Source organism: Glutamicibacter nicotianae (assembly GCF_016907615.1).
Lineage (GTDB): Bacteria > Actinomycetota > Actinomycetes > Actinomycetales > Micrococcaceae > Glutamicibacter > Glutamicibacter nicotianae.
On sequence record NZ_JAFBCH010000001.1, the window covers coordinates 2,168,372 to 2,191,481 of the forward strand.

At 59.7% G+C, this 23,110-nt stretch carries 20 protein-coding genes and 4 tRNA genes; 1 reads left to right on the forward strand and 23 read right to left on the reverse strand.

What is annotated here, in order from left to right:
• Positions 1-50: 50 nt before the first annotated feature.
• From JOE62_RS10350 to JOE62_RS10405, 12 genes are all read right to left on the reverse strand, one after another.
• Positions 51-1,505: an FAD-dependent oxidoreductase gene (locus tag JOE62_RS10350; RefSeq protein ID WP_204722296.1), complete on the reverse strand. Its 1,455-nt coding sequence runs from the start codon at positions 1,503-1,505 to the stop codon at positions 51-53.
• Between the two features lie 17 nt (positions 1,506-1,522).
• The gene (cobA, locus tag JOE62_RS10355; protein ID WP_204722297.1) at positions 1,523-2,302 is read right to left on the reverse strand and encodes a uroporphyrinogen-III C-methyltransferase; all 780 of its coding nucleotides are present in this window, start codon (positions 2,300-2,302) and stop codon (positions 1,523-1,525) included.
• Positions 2,295-3,152, reverse strand: a complete 858-nt coding sequence (locus JOE62_RS10360) for an ABC transporter permease (RefSeq protein WP_061951949.1) — start codon at positions 3,150-3,152, stop codon at positions 2,295-2,297. The genes cobA and JOE62_RS10360 overlap by 8 nt, the downstream gene beginning before the upstream one ends.
• Positions 3,124-3,867, reverse strand: a complete 744-nt coding sequence (locus tag JOE62_RS10365; RefSeq protein WP_141355218.1) for an ABC transporter ATP-binding protein — start codon at positions 3,865-3,867, stop codon at positions 3,124-3,126. Before JOE62_RS10365 ends, JOE62_RS10360 begins: the two co-directional genes overlap by 29 nt.
• A complete protein-coding gene (locus JOE62_RS10370) occupies positions 3,867-4,964 on the reverse strand; it encodes an ABC transporter substrate-binding protein (RefSeq protein ID WP_204722298.1) in 1,098 nt (365 codons plus the stop codon). Before JOE62_RS10370 ends, JOE62_RS10365 begins: the two co-directional genes overlap by 1 nt.
• The gene (locus tag JOE62_RS10375; RefSeq protein ID WP_204722299.1) at positions 4,951-6,246 is read right to left on the reverse strand and encodes a sulfate adenylyltransferase subunit CysN; all 1,296 of its coding nucleotides are present in this window, start codon (positions 6,244-6,246) and stop codon (positions 4,951-4,953) included. The genes JOE62_RS10370 and JOE62_RS10375 overlap by 14 nt, the downstream gene beginning before the upstream one ends.
• 1 nt (position 6,247) lies before the next feature.
• Positions 6,248-7,171 (reverse strand): sulfate adenylyltransferase subunit CysD, encoded by a 924-nt coding sequence (cysD, locus tag JOE62_RS10380; protein WP_204722300.1) that lies wholly within the window; start codon positions 7,169-7,171, stop codon positions 6,248-6,250.
• Between the two features lie 11 nt (positions 7,172-7,182).
• Complete coding sequence (locus JOE62_RS10385; RefSeq protein ID WP_038990822.1) at positions 7,183-7,905, reverse strand: phosphoadenylyl-sulfate reductase; 723 nt, start codon at positions 7,903-7,905, stop codon at positions 7,183-7,185.
• A complete protein-coding gene (locus JOE62_RS10390) occupies positions 7,902-9,602 on the reverse strand; it encodes a nitrite/sulfite reductase (protein ID WP_204722301.1) in 1,701 nt (566 codons plus the stop codon). The genes JOE62_RS10385 and JOE62_RS10390 overlap by 4 nt, the downstream gene beginning before the upstream one ends.
• 67 nt (positions 9,603-9,669) lie before the next feature.
• Positions 9,670-10,410: a sirohydrochlorin chelatase gene (locus JOE62_RS10395; RefSeq protein WP_204722302.1), complete on the reverse strand. Its 741-nt coding sequence runs from the start codon at positions 10,408-10,410 to the stop codon at positions 9,670-9,672.
• A 30-nt stretch (positions 10,411-10,440) separates the two neighbouring features.
• Positions 10,441-11,205: an SDR family oxidoreductase gene (locus tag JOE62_RS10400; RefSeq protein ID WP_204722303.1), complete on the reverse strand. Its 765-nt coding sequence runs from the start codon at positions 11,203-11,205 to the stop codon at positions 10,441-10,443.
• 58 nt (positions 11,206-11,263) lie between these two features.
• Complete coding sequence (locus JOE62_RS10405; RefSeq protein WP_204722304.1) at positions 11,264-11,749, reverse strand: methyltransferase family protein; 486 nt, start codon at positions 11,747-11,749, stop codon at positions 11,264-11,266.
• A 90-nt stretch (positions 11,750-11,839) separates the two neighbouring features.
• Here JOE62_RS10405 and valS point away from each other — a divergent pair, with 90 nt between their 5' ends.
• Positions 11,840-14,458 (forward strand): valine--tRNA ligase, encoded by a 2,619-nt coding sequence (gene valS, locus JOE62_RS10410; RefSeq protein WP_204722305.1) that lies wholly within the window; start codon positions 11,840-11,842, stop codon positions 14,456-14,458.
• A 61-nt stretch (positions 14,459-14,519) separates the two neighbouring features.
• Here the strand turns inward: valS and JOE62_RS10415 are convergent, their stop codons facing one another.
• The 11 genes from JOE62_RS10415 to JOE62_RS10465 all read right to left on the reverse strand — a co-directional run bounded on the left by JOE62_RS10415 (position 14,520) and on the right by JOE62_RS10465 (position 23,050).
• Positions 14,520-14,729 carry a hypothetical protein gene (locus tag JOE62_RS10415; protein ID WP_038990817.1) on the reverse strand — a complete coding sequence of 70 codons (210 nt, stop codon included), beginning with the start codon at positions 14,727-14,729 and terminating at the stop codon, positions 14,520-14,522.
• A 48-nt stretch (positions 14,730-14,777) separates the two neighbouring features.
• Entirely contained in the window at positions 14,778-15,785 is a 1,008-nt protein-coding gene (locus JOE62_RS10420; protein ID WP_204722306.1) for a trypsin-like serine peptidase, read from the reverse strand.
• 926 nt (positions 15,786-16,711) lie between these two features.
• Positions 16,712-17,320 (reverse strand): DsbA family protein, encoded by a 609-nt coding sequence (locus JOE62_RS10425; RefSeq protein ID WP_204722307.1) that lies wholly within the window; start codon positions 17,318-17,320, stop codon positions 16,712-16,714.
• A 42-nt stretch (positions 17,321-17,362) separates the two neighbouring features.
• On the reverse strand, positions 17,363-18,655 hold the full coding sequence (gene clpX, locus JOE62_RS10430; protein WP_073706121.1) for an ATP-dependent Clp protease ATP-binding subunit ClpX: 1,293 nt from the start codon (positions 18,653-18,655) through the stop codon (positions 17,363-17,365).
• A gap of 167 nt (positions 18,656-18,822) precedes the next feature.
• The gene (locus JOE62_RS10435; RefSeq protein WP_038990812.1) at positions 18,823-19,482 is read right to left on the reverse strand and encodes an ATP-dependent Clp protease proteolytic subunit; all 660 of its coding nucleotides are present in this window, start codon (positions 19,480-19,482) and stop codon (positions 18,823-18,825) included.
• Between the two features lie 47 nt (positions 19,483-19,529).
• Positions 19,530-20,153: an ATP-dependent Clp protease proteolytic subunit gene (locus JOE62_RS10440; RefSeq protein WP_255209556.1), complete on the reverse strand. Its 624-nt coding sequence runs from the start codon at positions 20,151-20,153 to the stop codon at positions 19,530-19,532.
• Between the two features lie 223 nt (positions 20,154-20,376).
• Positions 20,377-21,708, reverse strand: coding sequence for a trigger factor (tig, locus tag JOE62_RS10445; RefSeq protein ID WP_038990810.1), 1,332 nt, complete (start codon positions 21,706-21,708; stop codon positions 20,377-20,379).
• Positions 21,709-21,795: 87 nt separating this feature from the next.
• Positions 21,796-21,870: transfer RNA gene (locus JOE62_RS10450), tRNA-Pro, on the reverse strand.
• A gap of 156 nt (positions 21,871-22,026) precedes the next feature.
• Positions 22,027-22,101: transfer RNA gene (locus tag JOE62_RS10455), tRNA-Pro, on the reverse strand.
• A 142-nt stretch (positions 22,102-22,243) separates the two neighbouring features.
• Positions 22,244-22,318: transfer RNA gene (locus JOE62_RS10460), tRNA-Pro, on the reverse strand.
• 661 nt (positions 22,319-22,979) lie between these two features.
• Positions 22,980-23,050, reverse strand: a tRNA-Gly gene (locus JOE62_RS10465).
• Positions 23,051-23,110 lie beyond the last annotated feature (60 nt).

The following is a 23,110-nucleotide window of genomic DNA, read 5'->3' on the forward strand; positions in this document are numbered from 1 at the left end:
AAATTTGCCGAGGAACCCTGCCCATTGCGTGCTAGAGCCCGGGGTGAAACTTACAGGCTCTCAACCAATTTTTTTGCCGAAGAGAATTCCATCATCGCTTCGCGCTCTACCACCTTGACGCGGTCGCGAGTGATCTCGCCGAAACGAGTCGAAACGGTGCCGGCTGCAGCGCCCAGCTCCTTCTCGTGTGCGTCCAAGTTCTTCCAGCCATCCCAGTTGGAGAAGTTCACGCCACGGCTTTCCAGCAGTTCGGAGATCTTCTGGGAAGAATCAGGCTCAGCCAGCTTGGTGAGGTCTTCCAGCAGGTGGGTGATGGTTTCCAAGGCGTCGCCCTTGGTGTGGCCAATCAGGCCGATTGGACCACGCTTGATCCAGCCGGTGGCGTACAGGCCAGGAACGTGAGTGCCAGAAGCATCAAGTACGCGGCCTTCCACGTTTGGAAGCACGCCCTTGGCACCGTCGTATTCGATGTCATTGACAGCCGAACCGAAGTAGCCCACGGCGCGGTAGATGGCCTGCAGCGGGTACTCGATGAATTCACCGGTACCGCGTGCACCGCCATTGCCGTCAAGCTCGTTGCGCTCGACCTTCAAGCCGGTAACCTTGCCATCCTCGCCCAGAACCTCGACCGGGGACTGCAGGAAGTGCAGGTGCAGGCGGCGCGAGGCGCTTGGAGCTTCTTCGCGTTCTTCCTGTTCGATCAGCCAGTTGGTCAGCGTGGAGACCATGGTCTTGGTCTGGTTGTTGGTCTTCATGGCTTCGTCCGAGGCCTTGTCGAATTCGAAGTCCTCCGGGTACAGCACGATGTCCACGTCCTTGGAGTGCGAGAGTTCGCGCAGTTCCAGCGGGGTGAACTTGACCTGTGCCGGACCGCGGCGGCCGAAGACGTGCACGTCGGTGACGGCCGAGTCGTTCAGCTGTTCGTAGATGTGCTCCGGGATTTCGGTTTCCAGCAGCTGGTCAGCGTGCTTGGAGAGAATGCGGGCGACGTCCAAGGCGACGTTGCCGTTGCCGATGACGGCAACTTCCTTGGCTGACAGATCCCAGTTCTTGTCGGCATCCGGGTGCGCGTCGTACCAGGAAACGAAGTCGGCGCCGCCGAAGGAGCCCTCAAGATCGATGCCCGGAATATTCAAGTCGGCGTCCTTCTGGGCGCCGGTGGAGATGATCACTGCATCGTAGCGGGTGCGCAGGTCTTCCAGCGAGATATCCCGGCCCAGGCCGACGTTGCCGTAGAAGTCGATCCAGTCGTTGTCGAGCACCTTGTGCAGGGCATTGATGATGCCCTTGATGCGTGGGTGGTCAGGCGAAACGCCGTAGCGGATCAATCCGAAGGGAGTCGGCAGCTCGTCGAAGAGGTCAACGTGCAGCTTCAGTTCGCCGGAGGCGACTGGCTGGCTCTTGTTCAGCAGGTCGGCGGCGTAGATGCCAGCTGGACCAGCACCAACGATGGCAACACGCAGCGCCCGGGAAGTGAGGTGCTCGGGGACGGTAATTTCACTCATCAAACAACTTCTCTTTCTTAGTCAACGAATGAGGCCGGCGCGGAGGCTTCGGCGTTCTCTAGCGGCAGGAGGTCTACCAGTTGGTCGGAGGCTTCCGGGGCTAGCCGAACGACATCACCGATGACGATGACGGCCGGATTCGCCACTGCGGCCTTGCGGGCGCGCACTACAATCTCTTCTAGCGTACCGATAGTTGTGCGCTGCGTCTGTGAGTAACCTCGCTCAACTATCGCAATTGGCGTACTTGACGGTAAACCTCGGGTAAGCAATGTCTCAACAATTTGTGCCAAATTTGATACTCCCATCAGCACCGCGAGGGTGTGATCGGACCGAACTGGCACGTCGGCCAGCTCAGCGTGTCCGCTCACTACGGTGAATCCGGCAGCGATTCCACGGTGGGTCACCGGGATTCCAGCGGCTCCAGGAACCGAAATCGCGCTGGTGATTCCCGGGATCACGCGAGTGGAAATTCCGTACTCTGCGGCGTAGAGCATTTCCTCTCCGCCACGGCCCAGGACGAAGGGATCTCCGCCCTTGAGCCGGACAACGTGTTTTCCTTCAAGCGCGTACTTGACCAGAAGTTCATTGGTCTCGTCTTGGGTCTTCACGTGGCAGCCAGGAGACTTGCCCACGTTGATCACCAGCACGTCATCCGATAGGTCTGCCAGCAGCGCGGTGGGGCCGAGCCGGTCAGCTAAAACCACATCGGCGGACAGAAGGGCTTTGTAGCCTGCAACGGTAATCAGTTCAGGATCACCGGGGCCACCACCAATAAGGGTGATATGTCCTTTAGCCATTGTTTTCTCCAGTTCGGCTCATTCCACGATCACGCAACAGCTTGCGTTCAATCGGAGCAAAAAATACTAATTCGATCAACACGCCAACTAGCAAGATGGTCAGGATCACCAGCATGACCAGCGGCAGATCTGCGAGGTCGCGGCCGCGCTGCAACAGAGACCCAACACCCAAGGCGAGAGAGCCGCCTACCGCGATCAATTCGGCAGCCATCAGCGAACGCCATGCAAAGGCCCAGCCTTGGCGCAATCCAGCGACATACCCGGGCATGGCCGCTGGCAGTTCGATGTGCAGCACGTGTTCCCATTTGGAGGCACCAAGCACCTTGGACAGCGACTTGTACTGCGCCGGGATCATGTCGATGCCAGACAGCAGGCCATTGATGATGGATGGGATGGCTCCGAGCAGCAGGACCGTGTAGATGGTTGCATCGCTCAGTCCGAACAGGATGATTGCTGCTGGAACCCAGGCGATCGACGGCAAGACCTGCATTGCCGAGACCAGGGGTCCCACGCCTTTGCGCAGCAGTGGCTGATGTGCCAACAGCAATGCCAACGGGGTGGAAATGACCACGGCAATCGCGAATCCGCTCACTGCACGGAACAGGGAATTTCCCACAGCCGATACCAAAGAGCCATCCGCCAGCAATTGCGGAAGCTTTGCCGCGACAGCTAGTGGGCCGGGGAAAAGGTCTTCCCGCAGCGGGCTGGCCCAGGAAATGATCTGCCACAGGCTCAGGAGCACCACGACAGTCAGCAAGGGGGCAACCCATGAGTCGAGCCGGTTGTTCGGGCGCAGCTTGATTGCGCGCACGGGATTCACCCTAGTTCGGGATTCGGTCAGTGAGCTCATGTTTCCGTTGCTCCTTTCTGAGAATCGTGGTCAGTTCATCGGCCAATGCGGCGGCCTGGGCCGGGTTATTGCGAAGATCGTCGGTGATCCGTCGGGTCTCCAGGATGCGTCCTGGGTGCGAAGAGAGCACCAGGATGCGGCCGGAGAGGCGGATCGCCTCGCGCACATTGTGGGTGACAAAGATGATGGTCTTGCCCGTTTGTCCCCACAAGGCCCGCAACTGCTCGTGGAGCATATCTCGGGTGATCGCATCCAAGGCTGCAAATGGTTCGTCCATCAGCAACACCTGCCGGTCCTGGGCCAAGGCTCGCGCCAGAGCAACTCGCTGGCGCATGCCTCCGGAAAGCTCGTGGGGCTTCTTGCCGGTGGCATGCCCGAGCTGTACGAGGTTGAGCAATTCTTCCACGCGCTGCTGGCGTTCCGCAGCTGGCTTGCCTGCGAGCTTGAGCGCCAAATCGACATTCTCGCTAGCAGTGAGCCACGGCAGGAGGTTGGCATCCTGGAACATGAATGCGGCGCCATCCTTGGGTACCTCGAGCCAGCCGGAGCTCGGTGCCAAGAGGCCGGCAATCATGTTGAGCAAGGACGACTTGCCGCAACCGGAGGCGCCCAAGACGGCAATGAACTCTCCGTCTTCAATTTCTGCACTGATGCGGTCGATGACCAAGCCGGTGCCTGGATAGCTCAGGGACACTTCATTCAGTAGTACTCCCATTACTTCTCCTGTTGTTCAAGAAAGAGCGTGTCCACGAGTCCGTCTGCGTTGCCGCCGGTTCCGACCCCGACAGCCAGTGCATGGTCCACCAGCGACTGGTAGGTCTCGGGTAGCGGGTCCTGGCTGAAGTGCACTTGCTCCAGGGCTTCAGCGATCACGCTTTCGTCGAAAGAGCTTCCGTTGGCTTCAACCAGCGCTTTCTGCACTGCCGCCAGCTTTTCCTTATCGTCCGCCTGAGTGAGCCAATCAATGGCTTCGGTATTCGCATCGACCAGCTTCTGCACGGTTTGCGGGTGGCTAGCCATGAAGTCCTTGGAGACCACGAGAACCGTTGTCGGGAACTTGCCTTCAGGCCACAGCTCGGCTTCGTTCACCAAGCGGTGTCCGCCGTTCTTCTCCACCAGCAAGGATGCGTAGGGCTCAGGGAGCCACGCGCCATCGATTTCACCGCGGCCGAAAAGCTGCGCCACGGTGCCGTTGGAGCTCGGGGTGACCGTCGCGTCCTGCTTCAAATCCAGGTCCTTGAGGTAGTTGCGCAAGGCGACATCCTGGGTTCCGCCGAACTGCGGGCTGGCCAGATTACTGCCGGCCAGTTCCTCGGGCTGAGTGATCTTCTTGTTCACGACCAGGCTGGCACCGCCGTAGGCAACGCCCGACACCACGTTCAAGGAATCGCCATGGCTGGACAGGTAGCTGTTCAGCGCGGGGTTTGGCCCCAAGTACGCGGCGTCGATGGCCCCTGAATTCAGGGCTTCCACGGCGGCCGGTCCGGCATTGAAAATCTGGCTTTCAACTTTGGTGCCGTCTTCTCCAAGGCGATCTTGGAGAATGCCTTGGGACTGGGCGATCAGAGCCGGAGCATGGGTGACATTGGCAAAGTAGCCGATGTTCAGCTCATCCGCCGGTCCATGATCTGCCGCCTGCGCCTGGACTTCATTGGGCCCTGGCAGGAAGGTCGTGGCCACGGCTACTGCGGTCAGCACTGCGACTGCTGCGAGCCCGAGGAAACGGCCTCGGAAGCCGCCCGTTTGCCCATGAGGCGAGAGCCGGACACGATCGCCGTTTCCCGTCGATTCGCCTACATCAGGCCGCTTCATGTTTTTCCTCGATGATCCCCGCGGCTAGGGTGCGCCCCGTGGTTGGATCGATGAGCAGGAAGCTGCCGCCGGTACGCGAAGTTGCGTACTGTTCGATGGCCAGAGCCGCTTGGCTGCGAAGCGTGATCCGCCCCAGATCGTTCAGTTCCAGGGAGTCTGCAGGCTGCTGGGCGTAGTCGGCGACATTGATGACGTAGTCAATGCTGGAGAGCTTGGCCGCGGATACCTTGGTGCCGTGCTTGATCAGCAGTCGCTGGCCGTTGGTGAGCTTCACCGGATCCAGTACGCAGATGTCCGCCTGGAATTCGCGCTGTGCTGCCGGCAATTCGCCGGCCACGATGGTGTCGCCTCGGGCGATGTCCAGGTCGGTTTCCAGTTCAACAACGATCGCGTCGCCGGCCTGTGCGCTCTGCGCTGGACCAGCAGGAGTGCTGATGGCCTTGATCCGGCTGCCCACTGGGTGGCCGTTGGAGAGCACCTGCACGGTGTCCCCCACATTCAAGATGCCATCAGCCAGGGTTCCGGCGTAGCCGCGGTAGTCGCGGTAGGCTTCCGGATCCAGGCCCGGAGCCAGTGCGCCCTGCGGGCGGATGACGTATTGGACGTCCAAACGCGCGGTGCCGCCACCGAGTTTGGGCTCCAGGTCTTCGAGCAATCCCAGCAGGGTCGGGCCTGCGTACCAGGTTGCCGATTGGGATGGTTCGACCACGTTATCGCCCTGCAGGGCGGATACCGGGATCACCGTGGTGGACGCGATGCCCAGTTCGCTGGCCAGCGAGAGGACCTCGGACTCGATGGTCGTAAAGCCTTGTTCGTCCCAGCCGATCAGGTCCATCTTGTTCACTGCCACGACCAGCCTCGGAACGCGCAGCAGCGCCAGGACGCCGAGGTGGCGACGGGTCTGCTCCAGCACGCCGTTGCGGGCGTCGACCAAGACGATGGCCGCATCCGCAGTGGAGGCGCCGGTGACGGTGTTGCGGGTGTACTGCACGTGGCCCGGGCAGTCCGCCAGGATGAAGGAACGCTTGTCGGTGGAGAAGTAGCGGTAGGCCACGTCGATGGTGATGCCCTGTTCGCGTTCGGCGCGCAGGCCATCGGTCACCAGGGCAAGGTCGAGAGTGCCGTCGGCTCCGCCGAAGCCGCGCTCGGCGCTGGTGCGTGCGATGTCATCCAGAGAGTCAGCAAGGATCGCCTTGGCATCGTGCAGGAGTCGGCCAACCAGGGTGGACTTGCCGTCGTCTACCGAACCTGCGGTAGCGATGCGCAATAATGTGGTGGTCATTTTAGAAGTACCCTTCGGTCTTGCGGTCTTCCATTCCCGCGGCGGAGATTCGGTCATCGGCGCGGGTTGCTCCGCGTTCGGTGACGGTGGCGATAGCCAATTCGTCGAGCACCCTCTCTACGGTGTCTGCTGCAGAGAGCACGGCACCAGTGCAGCTGGCATCGCCCACGGTGCGGTAGCGCACCTGCTTGATGATCACCTGTTCATCCTCGTTGGGCTGGCTGACCGGGGTCAGCGCCCGCCACATGCCATCTCGTTCGAAGACCTGGCGGCGGTGGGCAAAGTAGATCGGGGGCAGCTCGATGTTTTCGCGCTGGATGTAGGCCCAGATGTCGCGTTCGGTCCAGTTGGAAATCGGGAAGGCGCGCACATGCCAGTCCGGCTCATGCCGGCCGTTGTACAAGCTCCAGATTTCCGGGCGCTGGTTGCGTGGATCCCAGACGCCGAACTCATCGCGCAGGGACAGGATGCGCTCCTTGGCGCGGGCCTTGTCCTCGTCGCGGCGGGCGCCGCCGAAGACCACGTCGAATCCGTTTTTTTCGATGGTGTCCAGCAGCACTCGGGTCTGCAAGCGGTTACGGGTGCCATCTGGCAGCTCGGTCAGTTCGCCGCGGTCGATGTACTCCTGGACGGAGCCGACAACAAGGTTCAGCCCGTACTTTTCCACTACCGAATCGCGGAAGTTCAGCACCTCGGCAAAGTTGTGGCCGGTATCGATATGGACCACCGGGATGGGCACGCGCAGGGGTACGACGGCCTTGGCCAGCAGGTGCAGGACGACTACGGAGTCCTTGCCGCCGGAGAAGAGCAGTCCCGGCTTCTCAAATTCGGCGAGGACTTCGCGGATGATGTGGATGGATTCGGCTTCCAGGGCGTCCAGGACGCTGCGCTGGGTGCCGGCGGGGGCGTTAGCGGTAATGGTCATGATTCGCTCCTTTAGACGTGGATTCCGCATTCGGTCTTGCTCAAGCCGGCCCAGCGACCGGCCCGGGGGTCTTCGCCCTCGGCCACCGGGCGGGTGCACGGCTGGCAGCCGATAGATGGGTAGCCGTTGGACAGCAGCAGGTTCACCGGCACCTGGTGCTCGGTGGCGTAGCCGATCAGCTGGTCGAAATTCCACGGGGCGACCGGATTGAACTTGACCAGTCCGTGCTTCTCATCGAAAACGACCAGCGGGGTGTTGCTGCGGGTCGGCGCCTCGTCGCGGCGCACCCCGGTGAACCATGCGCTGTATCCGGACAGCGAACGAGCCAGCGGGTCCATTTTGCGCAGCTGGCAGCAGGCGGCCGGATCCCGGGAAAACAGGTCCTTGCCGAACTTCTCGTCCTGTTCGGCAACGCTCAGCTCAGGCAGCACATCCACGACGTTCACGTCCAGGGTGCGGGCTACCTCGTCGCGCGTGCCATGGGTTTCGGCAAAATGGTATCCGGTCTCCAGGAACAGCACATCGACCTTCGGCAGCTGCGCGGCGACCAGATGCGGCAGCACCGCGTCGGCCATCGAGCAGGCCACCGCCACCTCATCGGCGCCCAGGTGCTCGGCGGCGAAGGCGACGACCTGCTCGGCCGTGGCCTCCCAGCCCAGCTCATCGGCGCCGAGCTTGGCGATCCGCCGCAGTTCGGCTTCGCTGCGGGTTCGCACGGGGTTCTGCTCGCTCATTTCAGTTCGTCCTCTTCAGCTCGGTGGGCCCAGGCCGCGAAGGATTCGCCGTCGTCCGCGGAGGCCGAATAGTTCTTCACAACCCGCTCAACGTAGTCGGGCAATTCATCGGCAGCCACCTTCAAGCCGCGTACGGTACGGCCCATGGTCGCTTCGCCGTTTTCCCGGCCGGCCAAGGTGCCGCCCAGGTGCACCTGGAAACCTGGCACCTGCTCGCCGGCCTCATTGGTGATCAGTTGCCCCTTGAACCCGAGGTCTGCGGTCTGGATGCGGGCGCAGGAATTCGGGCAGCCGTTGACGTGCAGCGCCAACGCCCGAGGCAGCTTGCCCTGGTGATCGGCCAGGCGTTCCTCGATCTTTGCTACCGCGTCGATCATGGTGTCCTTGGTATCCACGATGGCCAGCTTGCAGAATTCGATGCCGGTGCAGGCAATAGCCGACCGCTTGAGCAGTCCGGGATATGCTTCCAGCCCGAGAGAGCGCGCTGCGCCGACAAATTCCTTGACCTGCTCCTCGGCGATATCCAGCGCAAGGATCTTCTGGTGCGGCGTGGTCCGCAGCCTGGTGGAGCCGTGCGTCTCGACCAGGTCGGCCAGGGCCACGAGCGTGCTGCCCGAGACGCGTCCTGCCGGGGCGGTCAGGCCGACGTAGAAACGGCCGTCTTTCTGCTCGTGCACGCCGCTGTGGTCACCTGCCGAGGTGGGCTGGGCCGGCAGTTCGCAATCAGGCAGCGCGTAGCCCAGGTACTCGTCCTGCAGCACCTGGCGGAACTTCTCGGTGCCCCAGTCGGCCAGCAGGAACTTCAGGCGGGCGCGGTTGCGCAGCCGGCGGTACCCGTAATCGCGGAAGATCGAGGTGACGCCCTCCCATACGTCGGCGGCCTGTTCCTGGGAGACGAAGGCGCCAAGGCGCTCGCCGAGCCGTGGGTTGGCCGACAGTCCCCCGCCGACCCACAGGTCGTAGCCGGGGCCGAGTTCCGGGTGGATGGCCGCGATCAGGGCGAAGTCGTTGATTTCGTGGACCACGTCCTGGCTGGGGTGGCCGGTGATCGCGGTCTTGTACTTGCGCGGAAGATTGGAGAACTCCGGATTGCCAATGTAGCGGCGGGAAATCTCGGCAATCACCGGGGTGGGATCGATGATCTCGTCCTTGGCGATCCCAGCTACAGGGGAACCGAGGATGACGCGTGGGACATCGCCGCAGGCTTCGGTGGTGTGCAGCCCCACGTTTTCGAGGCGGCGCCAGATTTCTGGAACATCGACGACGTCCACCCAGTGCAGCTGCACGTTCTGGCGGTCGGTGAGGTCTGCCGTGTCGCGGGCGAAGTCCTTCGAGATCTGGCCGATGACGCGCAGCTGCTCGGTGGTCAGCGCCCCGCCGTCGATGCGCACGCGAAGCATGAAGTAGCGGTCCTCGAGCTCTTCAGGGCTCAGCGTGGCGGTCTTGCCGCCGGGAATGCCCTGGGCACGCTGGGTGTACAGGCCCCACCAGCGAAAACGCCCGTGCAGGTCATCCGGGTCGATGGAGTCGAAGCCCTGCACGGAGTAGATCTCTTCGATCCGCTGGCGCACGTTCAGGCCGTTGTCGGCGGCCTTCATTTCCTCGTTGGCGTTCAGCGGCGTAGTGCCATCGACCTTCCATTGGCCGTTGGGCTTGGCCGCTCTTTTGGGGCGAACTGGTGTGGTTGTCTGCGTCATGCCCATCAGCCTAGAAACTGCCCCCAGGGGGTCAGCAACCTGCTGATGTCACATGGCTACGCGTTGACTAACGGGTTAGGAGTTCGTCATCTGGAGACATGAAAAGCCCTTCTTGAAGAGCCTTTTTCAGTCGCACAAGGAAACATTGAGTGATCATGACGTCAGGCAGCAATGGGCTTGTCACCACGTCGGCGCCTGTGCTAGCCAGCTTCTGCTGGAAGTATCCGTCGGCGAGCAACGCGCTGAGCACCAGCACCGGACGACCGGCCGCGCCGCCCACGAGCTCAGCGATCCGCGGTTGCGCGCCCGCGCAATATCCCACCAGCACTTCGCGCTCCAGCAGGCCCGCGACCTGCTCGGCCAGGTTCTCGACCTGATTTTGGCCGACTTCCAATCGTGTGCCCGCGGCGGCCACGATGACCAGCGTGTCTTTCTCCAGGTGCCCGGCGGCACGCTGCGCCAGAACTTGGGCCAGTTCTGGCAGCGGGCCCAATGGCGGTGCGGCTAAGGTGCCCGGACGTGAAGCGACAGCCTGCGCAATATCGTCGGTCGTATGCACCCCGTCTGAGACCAGCAATGGCAGGACCACTGCCGGCTCGCCTTCGGGCAGTGCCGCGATGACCGATTCGAGCCGGGGTTCCTGGACATCCACATAGGCTTCGTGCCAGAGAAGCTGCCCCGGAAAATGCTGTGCGCTCATGCGTTCAAGATCGGCACGCAGGTCGTGGATCAGCTGCTGCCCGTGGGGGTTGTCCGTGCCATGGGATGTGGCCACGATATGGATTGTCTGCTGGGTCTTTTGACTCATGATTTGGTCCTCATAGATGAAGTTGGGCGCCTATTTGGCATTGCGGATGAGCTTGTGGTTTGCGGCTTGCGCCTGCGGGCGGATGACAATCTCATCGAGATTCACATGTGCCGGGGCGCTCACCGCATAGCGGATCACCTCGGCAACGTCTTCGGCGGTCAGCGGATGATCCACGCCAGCATAGACGTTATCTGCAGCGCTCTGGCTGCCCAACCGGCGCAGGGAGAACTCTTCTGTCTGCACGAGGCCAGGCAGGATCTCGATAACGCGCAAGCCGTTCTCGACTTCTTCCAGGCGCAGAGCCTGGGTCATGGCCCGTTCTGCAGCTTTCGCTGCGTTGTAGCCGCTGCCGCCTTCGTAGCTGGCCAGTGCCGCCGTGGACGTGACGTTCAGGACGGTGCCGCGCGCCTCGCGCAGCTGCGGCAGCAGGGCACGGGTCAGGCGCATGGTTCCCATTACATTGGCCTGCCACATGAATTCCCAGTTCTCGTCAATCGCATCCGCCCAGGTCTCCGTTCCCCGGGCACCGCCAGCGCAGTTGACCAGCGTGTCGACGCCGCCCTGGGCGAGCACGGTTTCCGCCAACGAGTCGACATCAGCCTGCACGCTGACATCTGCTGGAACGGCGATCGCTCCGCATTCGGCAGCGAGGCTTTCCAAGCGTTCTGCACGGCGGGCCACCGCGACGACGGTCCATCCTTGGGCGCGCAGAGCGCGTACGGTTGCCTGCCCGATTCCGCTGGAAGCTCCGGTCACGACAGCCGAACGGGATGAAGTGCTATTAGTAGTAGTCATGCAACAACTGTAGAACTAGATGATTACCAGTTGGTAAGGCATGAATTTCTCTTACGTTTCATCTGGCATGGGTTTTGCCGCGCTCAGTGGAAGAAATCCAGCCCGGCACCGCCCGCTGGTACTGCCAATACGCCTGTCCGTATTTCTGCGCCAGCGCATCTTCTTCAGCGGGTATCTGGAACTGGTCGAGCCAGCAGGCGAGCGCGACGCTGGGAACAAGCCCCAGTAGCGAGCCCGGCCACATGGCATAACTGGTGGATACGGCAACCATTCCCAGGTACATCGGATTGCGGGTGCGGGCAAAGAGTCCCGTCGTGACCAAAGCGGTGTTGTCCTCCGGACGCTGCGGGTTCGCGGTGGTCTTGGCGGCATGGAAAGAGAGTCCTGCGCCTAGGGCAATGCCGGCACCGCCAATGGCCAAAAGCCCGGCCATGAGTTGCAACCCGGTTGATGAACGCACCTCGGGAACCAGCAGCCGTTGGGCAGCCATCGCGGCTGCTGCAATGGCCGGTGGCGGCATTCGAGGTGCTCTTCGTCGCTCCATGCACAGGATGCTACTCGCCACGGGCGCCGCGTGGTGCAAGCCATGGGCAACAATGTCTTGGCACCGGGCAAAACATGGAAGAATAGAGGCATGGCAGAAGAAAACTTGGGCACAGACACGCCCGCAACGGTTTCCGTTCCTGACAAGCCAGCATTGGAAGGCTTGGAGGAACGTCTTTCGTCCCGGTGGCGCACCGAGGGCACCTATCACTTCAATGAGGATACGACTCGCGAAGCCGTGTACTCCATCGACACTCCCCCGCCAACTGCTTCGGGTTCGCTACACGTAGGACACATGTTCTCCTACACGCAGACCGACGTACTGGCCCGCTACCAGCGCATGAACGGCAAGAACGTTTTCTACCCACTGGGTTGGGATGATAACGGGCTGCCGACCGAGCGCCGCGTGCAGAACTACTTCGGTGTCCGTTGCGACCCGACCAAGCCTTACATCGAGGGCTACCGTCCACCAGAAAAGCCGGCGAAGAACCAGCGCGACTGGGACGTCATCAGCCGCAAGAACTTCATCGAGATCTGCGAAGAGCTCGCGGTCGAGGACGAGAAGGTCTTCGAGCAGCTGTTCACCACCCTGGGCCTTTCGGTTGACTGGCGCATGACTTACCGCACCATCGACGACAATTCGCGTGCGGCCTCGCAGCGTGCGTTCCTGGAGAATCTGGCCAAGGGCGACGCCTACATGGCCGAGGCCCCAACCCTGTGGGACGTGACTTTCCGTACCGCCGTGGCCCAGGCCGAACTCGAAGACCGTGAGATGCCGGGCGCCTACTACCGCTACGCATTCTCTGCGGACAACGGCGAGCAGGTCTTCATCGAGACGACCCGCCCGGAACTGCTGGCAGCATGCGCCGCGCTGGTGGCGCACCCGGATGATGAACGCTACCAGCACCTGTTCGGCAAGACCGTGACCTCGCCGCTCTTCGGCGTTCCAGTCACCGTGCACCCGCACCCGTTGGCCCAGGCCGACAAGGGTTCGGGCATTGCCATGGTCTGCACCTTCGGCGACCTGACCGACGTGACCTGGTGGCGCGAACTGCAGCTGCCAACCCGTCCGATCATCGGACGCGACGGCCGCATCCTGGCCGAGACCCCGGAGTGGATCACCACCGAGGCCGGCAAGGAAGCCTACGCCCAGATTTCGGCAAAGACCGTGTTCTCCGCCAAGGAAACCGTCGTTGAGATGCTTTCCGAAGCCGGCCTGCTCGATGGCGAGCCGAAGAAGATCTCCCGTCCGGTGAACTTCTTCGAAAAGGGCGACAAGCCGCTGGAGATCGTGACCTCGCGCCAGTGGTACATCCGCAACGGCGGCCGCGACGAAGAGCGCCGCAACCAGATGATCGCCCGCGGCCAGGAAATTGATTTCCACCCGTCGTTCATGCGTTCGCGCTACGAGAATTGGGTGTCGGGCCTGAACGGGGACTGGCTGGTATCTCGCCAGCGGTTCTTCGGCGTACCGGTACCGGTGTGGTACCAAGTCGATGAGCACGGCGAACCAAACTACGATGCACCGCTGCTGCCGACCATCGACCAGCTTCCGGTTGATCCGGCGGCCGACGCGCCTACCGGCTACACCGAGGACCAGCGTGGGGCAGCCAACGGCTTCATTGGCGATGCCGACGTGCTGGACACCTGGGCAACCAGCTCGCTGACCCCGCAGATCGTGGGCCGTTGGGGCCGCGACGACGAGTTCTTCGCGAAGGTCTACCCGTTCGACCTGCGCCCCCAGGGCCACGACATCATCCGCACCTGGTTGTTCTCCACCGCGGTGCGTGCAGATTCCCTGCATGGCAACGCTCCGTGGAAGCACGCCGCCATTTCGGGCTGGATCCTGGACCCGGACCGCAAGAAGATGTCCAAGTCAAAGGGCAACGTGGTGGTTCCGAACGAAGTCCTGGACAAGTTCGGTGCGGACGCCGTCCGCTACTGGGCCGCCAGTGCCAAGCTCGGTGCCGACACCGCCTATGAAGTGAACCAGATGAAGATCGGCCGCCGCCTGGCCATCAAGATCCTGAACGCTTCGAAGTTCGTGCTGAACTTGGGTGCCACCGAGGCCAATGTGCTGACCGATGATGCTTCGGTAGTCACCAACGGCCTTGACCGCTCGCTGCTCGCCCGCCTGTCGACCGTTATCGAAGATGCCAAGCGCGCTTTCGACAACTACGACTATGCTCGAGCTCTGGATATCACCGAGTCGTTCTTCTGGTCGTTCACCGACGACTACGTGGAACTGGTCAAGGACCGCGCATACGGTGGCCATGGAGAAGCCGAGCAGGCTTCTGTTCTGGCTGCCTTGGCCACCACCTTGGATTCGGTGCTGCGTTTGTTCGCTCCGTTCCTCCCGTTCGCCACCGAAGAAGTGTGGGGCTGGTGGCGCAACGGGTCGGTGCACCTGACCCAGTGGCCAAGCACCGAGCACCTTTCGGCAGCAGTCGAGGGCGCCGACCCTGCAGTACTGCCGCTGGTTGGCGTAGCCCTTTCGGGAATCCGCAAGGCCAAGTCCGATGCAAAGGTCAAGCAGCGCACCGAGGTGCTCTCGGGCGAGATCCACGCGCCTGCAGCCCAGGTTGCCCAGCTCAAGGCAGGCTTCGAGGACTTGAAGTCCGCAGCCAATGCCCGCGAGTTGTCCTTGGTTGAAACCGAAGGCGAACTGACTGTCGCCAACGTCGAATTGGCTCCGGCCGAAGAGGCATAAGCGCCAATAAACAGGACCGGTTGCCATCCCCTCAACGGGATGGCAACCGGTTTTTCCGTTTCTATTCCTCTTTCTCCCCCGGATCTGGACGATCCTTCTGCAGTGGAGATTCACGGGTTTTTTCTATGGGACGAGCTGCGCGTCGACGTTGGTCGGTGAAGTATTTCAGCTGGTCTTCGGCGCTGTTCTCAAGACGATGCCTCTGGACCGGAGTCTTGGACCGGTCAGCTGGCGAATCTCCATTGGCCATCATCTTTCCCTTCTGCTCCATGCCAACGGCTGGATCCCCATCAATGTCCAGCCGCCGGCGAGTGAGCGTTTAGTTCTGCGCGTTCTGGTAAGCCTGCTGGATCACCGAACCCCAGTATGGCCCGAACATGGTGTCGCGCACGGAGCTGTATCCGAAGCTGTTCACCGAGTTCTGGTAGCCGTCCGAACCGCTGCCCAGGAACCATGGTCCGCCCGAGGAGCCGCCGGTCATGTTGCATGGAATGCCCTGGGACTGCGACTGGCCAAAGGGATCGTCGCTCGCGTAGCCGGTGCATGACTGCAGGGTCTCGCCGTTGAATGGCGAGGCAGCTGGGTAGCCGTACGCGGTGTACTGCTCGCCGCGTGCCTGGTTGAATGCAACGCCGGATGCGCCGACGGCATCGGTCAGGGTCGAACCACCGCTCGTGCTGACGACTGCGAAGCCGGTGTCATAGGAGATGTCACCGCCGTTGGACCATTCGGTTGGCGCCACCAGCTCGGTCGCTGCGAAGGAGCCGTACGGTGCGTTGCCATTCTCATAGGCCGGGACGAATACCCAACGGGTGGCGAATGCGCCCGGTCCTTCGTTCAAACAGTGCCCTGCAGTGGAGACGGTCGACTCATTGGCGGAGACCACAGCATTGCCGGAGCAGACATAGTCTGATCCACCAAGGGTGAAGAAGACCTTGCCGATGTGCGAGACCGGAGTTTCCTGGGTTGCGCGGGTCTTGCCACCCTTCTTCTGTGTCTGCTTGCCCGCGGCAACGTCAGCTCCATGGCCAGGCACCTTGGCAGGCTTGCCGATTTCGACCTTTGCGGCCGAGCCCGACTTTCCAGCAACGAGTGAATCTGCGTTCTTTGCGGCCTTCATCCGGTCTGCGGTCCAGTAGTCCACCGCAGCTTCAGCCTTCTGCTGAGAGATCGTGATCGACTCGATCTCTCCGCCCGTTGTCGTCGGCGTTGCCGAGGCCATTGGGGCCGCGCTAAGCATCAGTGCGCTCGCAAGGACTGCGGCGCCTGCCAGCTTGCGGCGCCCTCTGCCCTTGGATGAATCCGTAATTAGAGAACGAATCTGCACGATTTAACTCCTTGTCCAGTGGCTTCTTTGCCACTATCGATGGGGGTGCGGTTGCACTCGTGGGAAACAGTCAAACACACACTTCAAACATTTTCTACAGGAATCTTTCCCTCCGTCGACCGTGTCGCGATTCGCCTGCGGCACTCAATTTGTGAAGCGAAATTAGCCTGGAACAGATACTTTAATTCGTCCGCGCACGTTGCCCGCTCCCCCGCTGATAGCCCAGCCAGATCAGCCGGTTTCGGCTCGACCCCAAAATTACTTGTGAATCAAATCACTATTGGATCTCCAGAATTCATCTTTCAACGGCGGGCCAGCAACCGCGAATATATGAAACGGAAACTTCGGTAACAGGCACTTTTCGGCAGTACGATGGCTGGGCAGAAGGAAAAAATATGAGTTAATTAGGTGTCGAAAATGGACTTATTCACGCGTCTGAGCACAACACGGAACCAACGCCTGGATCACCAGTGGCCTTCCTGCGACACCGCGTTCTGCGTTCGCAGGTCCCCGCAGGGGCATCTCGGGCTCACCACCAAGACGATGAGCGCATGGCCTTAGTCATCGGCCGTCCGCTACTTTTGGCGAGATCATCCCAAGCAATCCGTCGAACCTCGCGCGCCGATTACCTGAAGCAGCCGTTAGCGAGCGCCTGCCAATGAGAATGGCTGCCTGGAATCCTTTTCGCCGGCAATGTGTGAGCCAGTTTCCGCGCTCCACGAAGATCCGGTGAAATGATCGACGCAACCCCTCAGGGCAGTGTGGCCAATTCTCCGCCGCACAAGGAGCACATCGGATGGATAACTGCATCAATCGAAGCGGGCAAGGTCAGTAGATCCACGCTGACGCTGCCGCTGAGTTCCCTGCTACGCACAAAGGACGTTGTCTCTCCATGAGACAACGTCCTTTGGACAATGAATTTTCGCTTAGTCGAAAATTGGGCTTTCGGTGCGGGTACGCTTCATTTCGAAGAAGTATGGGAACGATGCGAGTTGCGCCGCGGCATCAAACATCTTGCCTGCATCTTCTCCGGTTGGAATGCGAGTGATTACCGGCCCGAAGAAGGCAACGCCGTCAACGGCGAGGATTGGTGTTCCGACATCCTGACCCACTTTGCCAATTCCAACCTCGTGGCTGGCACGCAAGGCCGCGTCATTGGCGTCAGTATCCGCCGCCTCAGCGAGTTCTGCTGGGAGTCCGACCTTCGCCAGGGCCTTGGAAATCACTTCCCCACGATCTTCGATCTTTTCGTAATGGAACAGCTCGCCCATTGCCGTGTACAGGCTGTCCTTAACGTCATCGCCGTGCTCCTGGGCGGCACGGGTGATCACACGTACCGGTCCCCATGAGTTGTCCATCATCGCACGGTAGTCAGCGGGAAGATCCCGTCCTTCGTTAAGCATCGAAAGGCTCATGACATGCCAGGTCACATCTATGCTGCGGACCTTTTCTACTTCCTTGATCCACCGGCTCGTCGCCCAAGCGAATGGGCAGATTGGATCGAACCAGAAATCAACTTGCTGACGTTCAGCCATGAACTACCAACTTTCTTCCGAAAAGAATTTTATGGACGTGGTCTATGCAGACTTCTTGTCGCGCTTGGCGACCATCGCGTGTGAGAGCAGCGTGGGCTCTTCGCGATCGATGACGGTGGCGCGAGTGATTACCACTTCAGCTACATCGTCGCGGCTTGGCAAATCGAACATCACTCCGCCAAGAGTTTCTTCAAGAATTGAACGCAGGCCACGTGCGCCCGTCTCACGTGCAATAGCCAGTTCCGCGATGGCGTCGAGAGCGGATTGGTCGAAACTCAATGCTACGCCGTCCATCTGGAACATCTTCTGGTACTGCTTGAGCAGTGCATTCTTCGGCTCGGTCAGCACTCGAACCAACGCATCCTTGTCCAGGTGCTCCACCGTAGTGATCACCGGGAGGCGTCCAATGAATTCTGGAATCAGTCCGAACTTGAGCAGGTCCTCAGGCCGAACATCCGAATAGGAAGCAGTTTCGGACTTCAGCGCGGTCAGCGGGGCCCCAAAGCCAATGCCTTTCTGTCCTGCGCGAGAAGAAATGATCTCTTCCAAGCCTGCAAAGGCGCCAGCAACAATGAAAAGAATGTTGGTGGTGTCGAGCTGAATGAAATCCTGATGCGGGTGCTTGCGGCCACCCTGAGGTGGCACGGCTGCAACTGTACCTTCAAGAATCTTCAGCAGTGCCTGCTGGACACCTTCGCCTGAGACATCTCGCGTGATCGAGGGGTTCTCGCTCTTACGGGAAATCTTGTCGATCTCGTCAATGTAGATGATGCCGGTTTCAGCCTTCTTGACGTCATAGTCGGCGGCCTGGAGGAGCTTGAGGAGAATGTTCTCCACGTCTTCTCCCACGTAGCCTGCTTCGGTAAGGCTCGTTGCGTCGGCGACTGCGAATGGAACATTCAGCTTCTTCGCCAACGACTGAGCCAGATAGGTTTTACCGCATCCGGTAGGACCGATAAGCATGATGTTGGACTTCGAGACTTCCACATCATCCAGTGGGTCTTCGTTAGTCAGCGCAGCAACGGGACCGTGGTCCTGGTTGCCGTGGATGCGTTTGTAATGGTTGTAGACAGCAACCGAGAGCGCCCGCTTGGCGTTCTCTTGGCCGATGACGTATTCCTGCAGCGAATCAAAGATTTCACGTGGTTTGGCCAGGGAGAACTCTTCATGCACCTGCTCTTCGGCAAACTCTTCGGCGATGATTTCATTGCAGAGTTCGATGCATTCAGTACAAATGTAGACACCATGGCCTGCTATTAGCTTCTTAACCTGCTTCTGGCTCTTCCCGCAGAAAGAGCATTTCAACAGATCCGAGCCTTCACCCATGCGTCCCATCGCACCATTCTCCCGTTTACTTGAGTAGCTGTGGACTTACTCAATTCTAGGCTAGTTGTCCCCCAAATTAGATGAATATGGCGGTTTACCTGTGTTGCGCCTTCTGCCTTTGGACAGACCGACAACTAGGTAAACCGCCATTCATCCTGGATTATTCCACGTATGCGCTAGCTTCCCAGCTGGGCGCGGTTCAGCTTGCGAGGAGTCAATACCTCATCGACGATGCCGTAGGCCTTTGCTTCGCTCGCCGTCATGAACAGGTCGCGCTCCACATCATCGCGGACCTTCTCAACTTTCTGGCCGGAGTGGGACGCAATGGTCTCTTCCAGCCAGCTGCGCATGCGCATGACTTCCTCGGCCTGGATCTGCAGGTCGGTCGCGGTACCGCGTTCGCCGCCACCCATTGCTGGCTGGTGGATCAGCACGCGGGCGTTAGGCAGTGCTAAACGCTTGCCCGGGGTGCCAGCTGCGAGCAGAACTGCTGCTGCCGAGGCCGCCTGGCCGAGGCAGACGGTCTGGACCTCTGGGCGGATGAACTGAATCGTGTCGTAGATTGCAGTCATCGCGGTGAAGGAACCACCTGGCGAGTTGATGTAAAGGGTGACGTCGCGCTCTGGGTCCATCGATTCCAGGACCAGCAGCTGGGCCATGACGTCATCGGCCGATGCGTCATCGACCTGGGCACCGAGGAAAATGATGCGATCCTCGAACAGCTTTGCGTAAGGGTCCTGGCGCTTGAAACCGTATGGGGTGCGCTCTTCGAATTGTGGCAGGATGTAGCGGGCCGACGGCATCTGGCCGCTAACGGCTTCCGGATTGAAGTTCATGGTTTTCTCCTTGGACAAATCTTTGGGTATCAAGCGGTGCGGTACGACTACTTGTCGTCGTCGCCTACAACACCGGTGACCGAGCCTGCGTGGGTTGCGATCTGATCGAAGAAGCCGTACTTCAGGCCTTCTTCTGCGGTGAACCACTTATCACGCTGGTTGTCGATGAGGATCTGCTCCACGGTCTGACCGGTCTGTTCTGCAGTCAGCTCGCTCATGACCTTCTTCATGTGCATGATCAGTTCAGCCTGGATCTTGATGTCCGAGGCAGTACCGCCGATGCCGCCCGATGGCTGGTGCATCAGAATGCGTGCGTTCGGAGTGGCGAAACGCTTGCCTGGGGTGCCCGAGGACAGCAGGAACTGTCCCATCGATGCTGCCAGGCCGGTAGCTACGGTCACCACGTCGTTCGGGATGAAGTTCATGGTGTCGTAGATGGCCATGCCAGCGGTGATCGAGCCGCCTGGCGAGTTGATGTAAAGGTAGATGTCCTTCTCAGGATCCTCTGCCGAGAGCAGCAGCAACTGCGAGCAAATGGCATTCGCATTGTCGTCGCGGACGTCGGAGCCCAGCCAGATGATGCGCTCCTTGAGCAGGCGGTTGTAGATGTAGTCATCACGGCCGGCCGGCTCTGCGGCTGCCATAGTGGGAGTGCGCGAATCATTTGACATGTTCTCTACCTCTTCCAAACGTGTAGATCAGTTTCTGGAATCTCTGTTTCTAATCCCATAGCTGCAACTGGTTACTTTGAGATTACTTACTTCAAGGCGATCTTGGGCTGTTTCATGCCCCTGTTTCGCTCACGGCGCATGATGCACGCCTGAAGCGAACAAAAATGGCCATCGGCAGCTTGCGTTGAACAAGCGGCCGACGGCCATCAGAGTTTAGTGAAGACTACTTGGCTTCTTCGGTTTCAACCTCAGCTGCCTCTTCTTCACCGGCTGGCTTGACGAAGGAGGTCAGGTCAACTGCGGCACCGTTGGAATCGGTGACCGTAGCGAACTCGAGAACCTTTGCCAGTGCCTTGCGGCGGCGAACTTCGCCCATGAGCATCGGAACCTGGCCTGCGCCGTCCAGCATCTGTGCGAACTGGTTTGGCTCCATGCCGTACTGGCCTGCGGTCTGGACGATGTAGTCGATCAGCTCGGACTGCTCGACGCCAACTTCCTCAGCGTCTGCAACTGCGTCCAGGATGATTTCGTTCTTGAAGGCACGCTCGGTGTTCTCGCGAACCTCTGCACGGTGCTCCTCGGTGTCGTGGCCCTCTTCGGAGTTCGGAGCGTTGAAGTGCTGCTCGATCTGCTCGTCGATAACCGAAGCAGGAACAGGGACCTCAACCAGCTCAACCAGCTTGTCCAGAACCAGCTCACGAGCCTCTACGCCCTGCTCGACGACCTTGCCCTCTGCGGCGTCCTTTGCCAGGTTCTCGCGCAGTTCGGCGATGGTGTCGAATTCCGAAGCCAGCTGAGCGAAGTCGTCGTTAGCTTCTGGCAGTTCACGCTGCTTCACAGCGTTGACTACGACCTTGACGGTTGCGGACTTGCCAGCGTGCTCGCCGCCAGCCAGGGTGGTTTCGAAGGTTGCGTCTTCGCCAGCGGACAGGCCGGTAACGGCTTCGTCCATGCCCTCAAGCATGTTGCCGGAACCGATCTGGTAGGACAGGCCCTGTGCGGAGTCGACTTCTTCGCCTTCAACGGAAGCGGTCAGGTCGATGGTTACGAAGGAGTCTGCAGCTGCTGGAGCTTCAACTTCCTTCAGGGTGCCGAAACGGCCGCGCAGGTCGTCGAGAGCCTTCTCGATGTCCTCGTCAGCAACTTCCTTGGCTTCAACAGAAACCTCGATGCCCTTGTAGTCCGGAAGTTCAACCTTCGGACGTACGTCTACCTCAAGGGTGAAGACCAGCTGGCCTTCGCCTTCCTTTTCGAGGGATGGCAGTTCGGTGATGTCTACCTCTGGGCGGGACAATGGGGTGAGTTCGTTCTCAACCATTGCCTTCTGGTAGTACTCGTTCAGACCTTCGTTAACAGCGGTCTCGATGACGTGGCCACGGCCGACGCGCTGGTCGATCAGCTTTGCAGGAACTTTACCCTTGCGGAAGCCGGGGATCTGTATCTGCTGAGCGATGGTCTTGTACGCCTCATCGACGCGGGGCTTCAGTTCCTCGTAAGGAACTTCAACGGTCAGCTTAACCCGGGTCGGGTTGACGTTTTCGACGGCGCTCTTCACAGCGTTGTACTCCTGAGTTGTCTAATATTAGGTCTAATCTGCAAAAAACCCCGCAACATGGTGGCGTTGCGGGGTTGTTCGACAGAGTCGGGGTGACAGGATTCGAACCTGCGACCTCACGCTCCCAAAGCGCGCGCTCTAGCCAAGCTGAGCTACACCCCGATTAGCAGTGAACAGTCTAACCCGAGTCATCCTGTATCCACTAATCGTTTGTGATGCTTACTAGTTACCTTTTACGGTTCTTAGTGATCACAAGATCTAAATTATATTTAGCTCTCAATTTTCACGGGCTCAATCCGAAGATATCCACTCGCAAAGTCGGGGTGACAGGATTCGAACCTGCGACCTCACGCTCCCAAAGCGCGCGCTCTAGCCAAGCTGAGCTACACCCCGATTAGCCAGGAAGCTGCATCCTAGGATGACTGCTTCCAACTAACCGTGTTGCTTGAATAGTGAAGATTTCTCAATCGCCATTACTCACGAAACTTGATTTCTCAAATCTCAATTCCATGACCAGACTCCTCCAGTCATAAAGTCGGGGTGACAGGATTCGAACCTGCGACCTCACGCTCCCAAAGCGCGCGCTCTAGCCAAGCTGAGCTACACCCCGGTGAAGTTCAGAAGAAAGCTTGTTTCATCTGGACAAACCGCTTTGTAATCGGGTCGGGAATTTTTTGTTTCCCGTGCTGATCACAAGAAACTAAGTTACACGGGTTCGAACCAAAAGCAAAATCGAGGATTTTGCAAGTAGCACAATGACATCCGCGTAATTCCGCGGTTTTCCTCGTTTCACCTGCCTGATTCGTTCCAGAAATCGCATATTCGTGAGTTGAATTACAAGTGTATTCTCAACCTTCGGAATCCTCGTTCCTGGGTTAACGGACGCCGAGATTCCTCAAGGGAACCCACTGCCAGAGCCGTAAGCATAGCCAAATCGATATTCCAAGGATTTGTGCACGTACGCTGCGCCTTCAAAAAAGCCGGCAGTAACCATGGGCAACTGCCGTGCACCGAGGCAACTTGGTGATTCCCGGTTCACAATCTGGAAATCCGGCAAAATATTCAAGCAATCGAAAGCGTATTTCAAGCACTCGATGGATGAGCTCACCAGAAAACCGCGAAGCAACATCCAGGGCCGATCATTTGGAGATGTCGCTCGGATAAGGGCAGCCCATTTGAAGCGGCCAGTACCTCAGAATAAAAAGTTTGGAAGAACTGATTTTCTGTCGGGTATGCGAAAAGGTCCCGCACAGCGGAACCTTTTCAAACGGAGGGGATGACGGGAATCGAACCCGCGTCATTAGTTTGGAAGACTAAGGCTTTACCATTAAGCTACATCCCCATTTCGAAGCACCTGCGCTACGAACAAGATTCAGTCTAGACCATAAAACTCTTGCTTTGC

Bases quoted from the DNA above. Each gene is read 5' to 3' on its own strand.
- JOE62_RS10350 (WP_204722296.1), bottom strand. From the start codon at position 1,505: ATGAGTGAAATTACCGTCCCCGAGCACCTCACTTCCCGGGCGCTGCGT.
- cobA (WP_204722297.1), bottom strand. From the start codon at position 2,302: ATGGCTAAAGGACATATCACCCTTATTGGTGGTGGCCCCGGTGATCCT.
- JOE62_RS10360 (WP_061951949.1), bottom strand. From the start codon at position 3,152: ATGAGCTCACTGACCGAATCCCGAACTAGGGTGAATCCCGTGCGCGCA.
- JOE62_RS10365 (WP_141355218.1), bottom strand. From the start codon at position 3,867: ATGGGAGTACTACTGAATGAAGTGTCCCTGAGCTATCCAGGCACCGGC.
- JOE62_RS10370 (WP_204722298.1), bottom strand. From the start codon at position 4,964: ATGAAGCGGCCTGATGTAGGCGAATCGACGGGAAACGGCGATCGTGTC.
- JOE62_RS10375 (WP_204722299.1), bottom strand. From the start codon at position 6,246: ATGACCACCACATTATTGCGCATCGCTACCGCAGGTTCGGTAGACGAC.
- cysD (WP_204722300.1), bottom strand. From the start codon at position 7,171: ATGACCATTACCGCTAACGCCCCCGCCGGCACCCAGCGCAGCGTCCTG.
- JOE62_RS10385 (WP_038990822.1), bottom strand. From the start codon at position 7,905: ATGAGCGAGCAGAACCCCGTGCGAACCCGCAGCGAAGCCGAACTGCGG.
- JOE62_RS10390 (WP_204722301.1), bottom strand. From the start codon at position 9,602: ATGACGCAGACAACCACACCAGTTCGCCCCAAAAGAGCGGCCAAGCCC.
- JOE62_RS10395 (WP_204722302.1), bottom strand. From the start codon at position 10,410: ATGAGTCAAAAGACCCAGCAGACAATCCATATCGTGGCCACATCCCAT.
- JOE62_RS10400 (WP_204722303.1), bottom strand. From the start codon at position 11,205: ATGACTACTACTAATAGCACTTCATCCCGTTCGGCTGTCGTGACCGGA.
- JOE62_RS10405 (WP_204722304.1), bottom strand. From the start codon at position 11,749: ATGGAGCGACGAAGAGCACCTCGAATGCCGCCACCGGCCATTGCAGCA.
- valS (WP_204722305.1), top strand. From the start codon at position 11,840: ATGGCAGAAGAAAACTTGGGCACAGACACGCCCGCAACGGTTTCCGTT.
- JOE62_RS10415 (WP_038990817.1), bottom strand. From the start codon at position 14,729: ATGGAGCAGAAGGGAAAGATGATGGCCAATGGAGATTCGCCAGCTGAC.
- JOE62_RS10425 (WP_204722307.1), bottom strand. From the start codon at position 17,320: ATGGCTGAACGTCAGCAAGTTGATTTCTGGTTCGATCCAATCTGCCCA.
- clpX (WP_073706121.1), bottom strand. From the start codon at position 18,655: ATGGGACGCATGGGTGAAGGCTCGGATCTGTTGAAATGCTCTTTCTGC.
- JOE62_RS10435 (WP_038990812.1), bottom strand. From the start codon at position 19,482: ATGAACTTCAATCCGGAAGCCGTTAGCGGCCAGATGCCGTCGGCCCGC.
- JOE62_RS10440 (WP_255209556.1), bottom strand. From the start codon at position 20,153: ATGTCAAATGATTCGCGCACTCCCACTATGGCAGCCGCAGAGCCGGCC.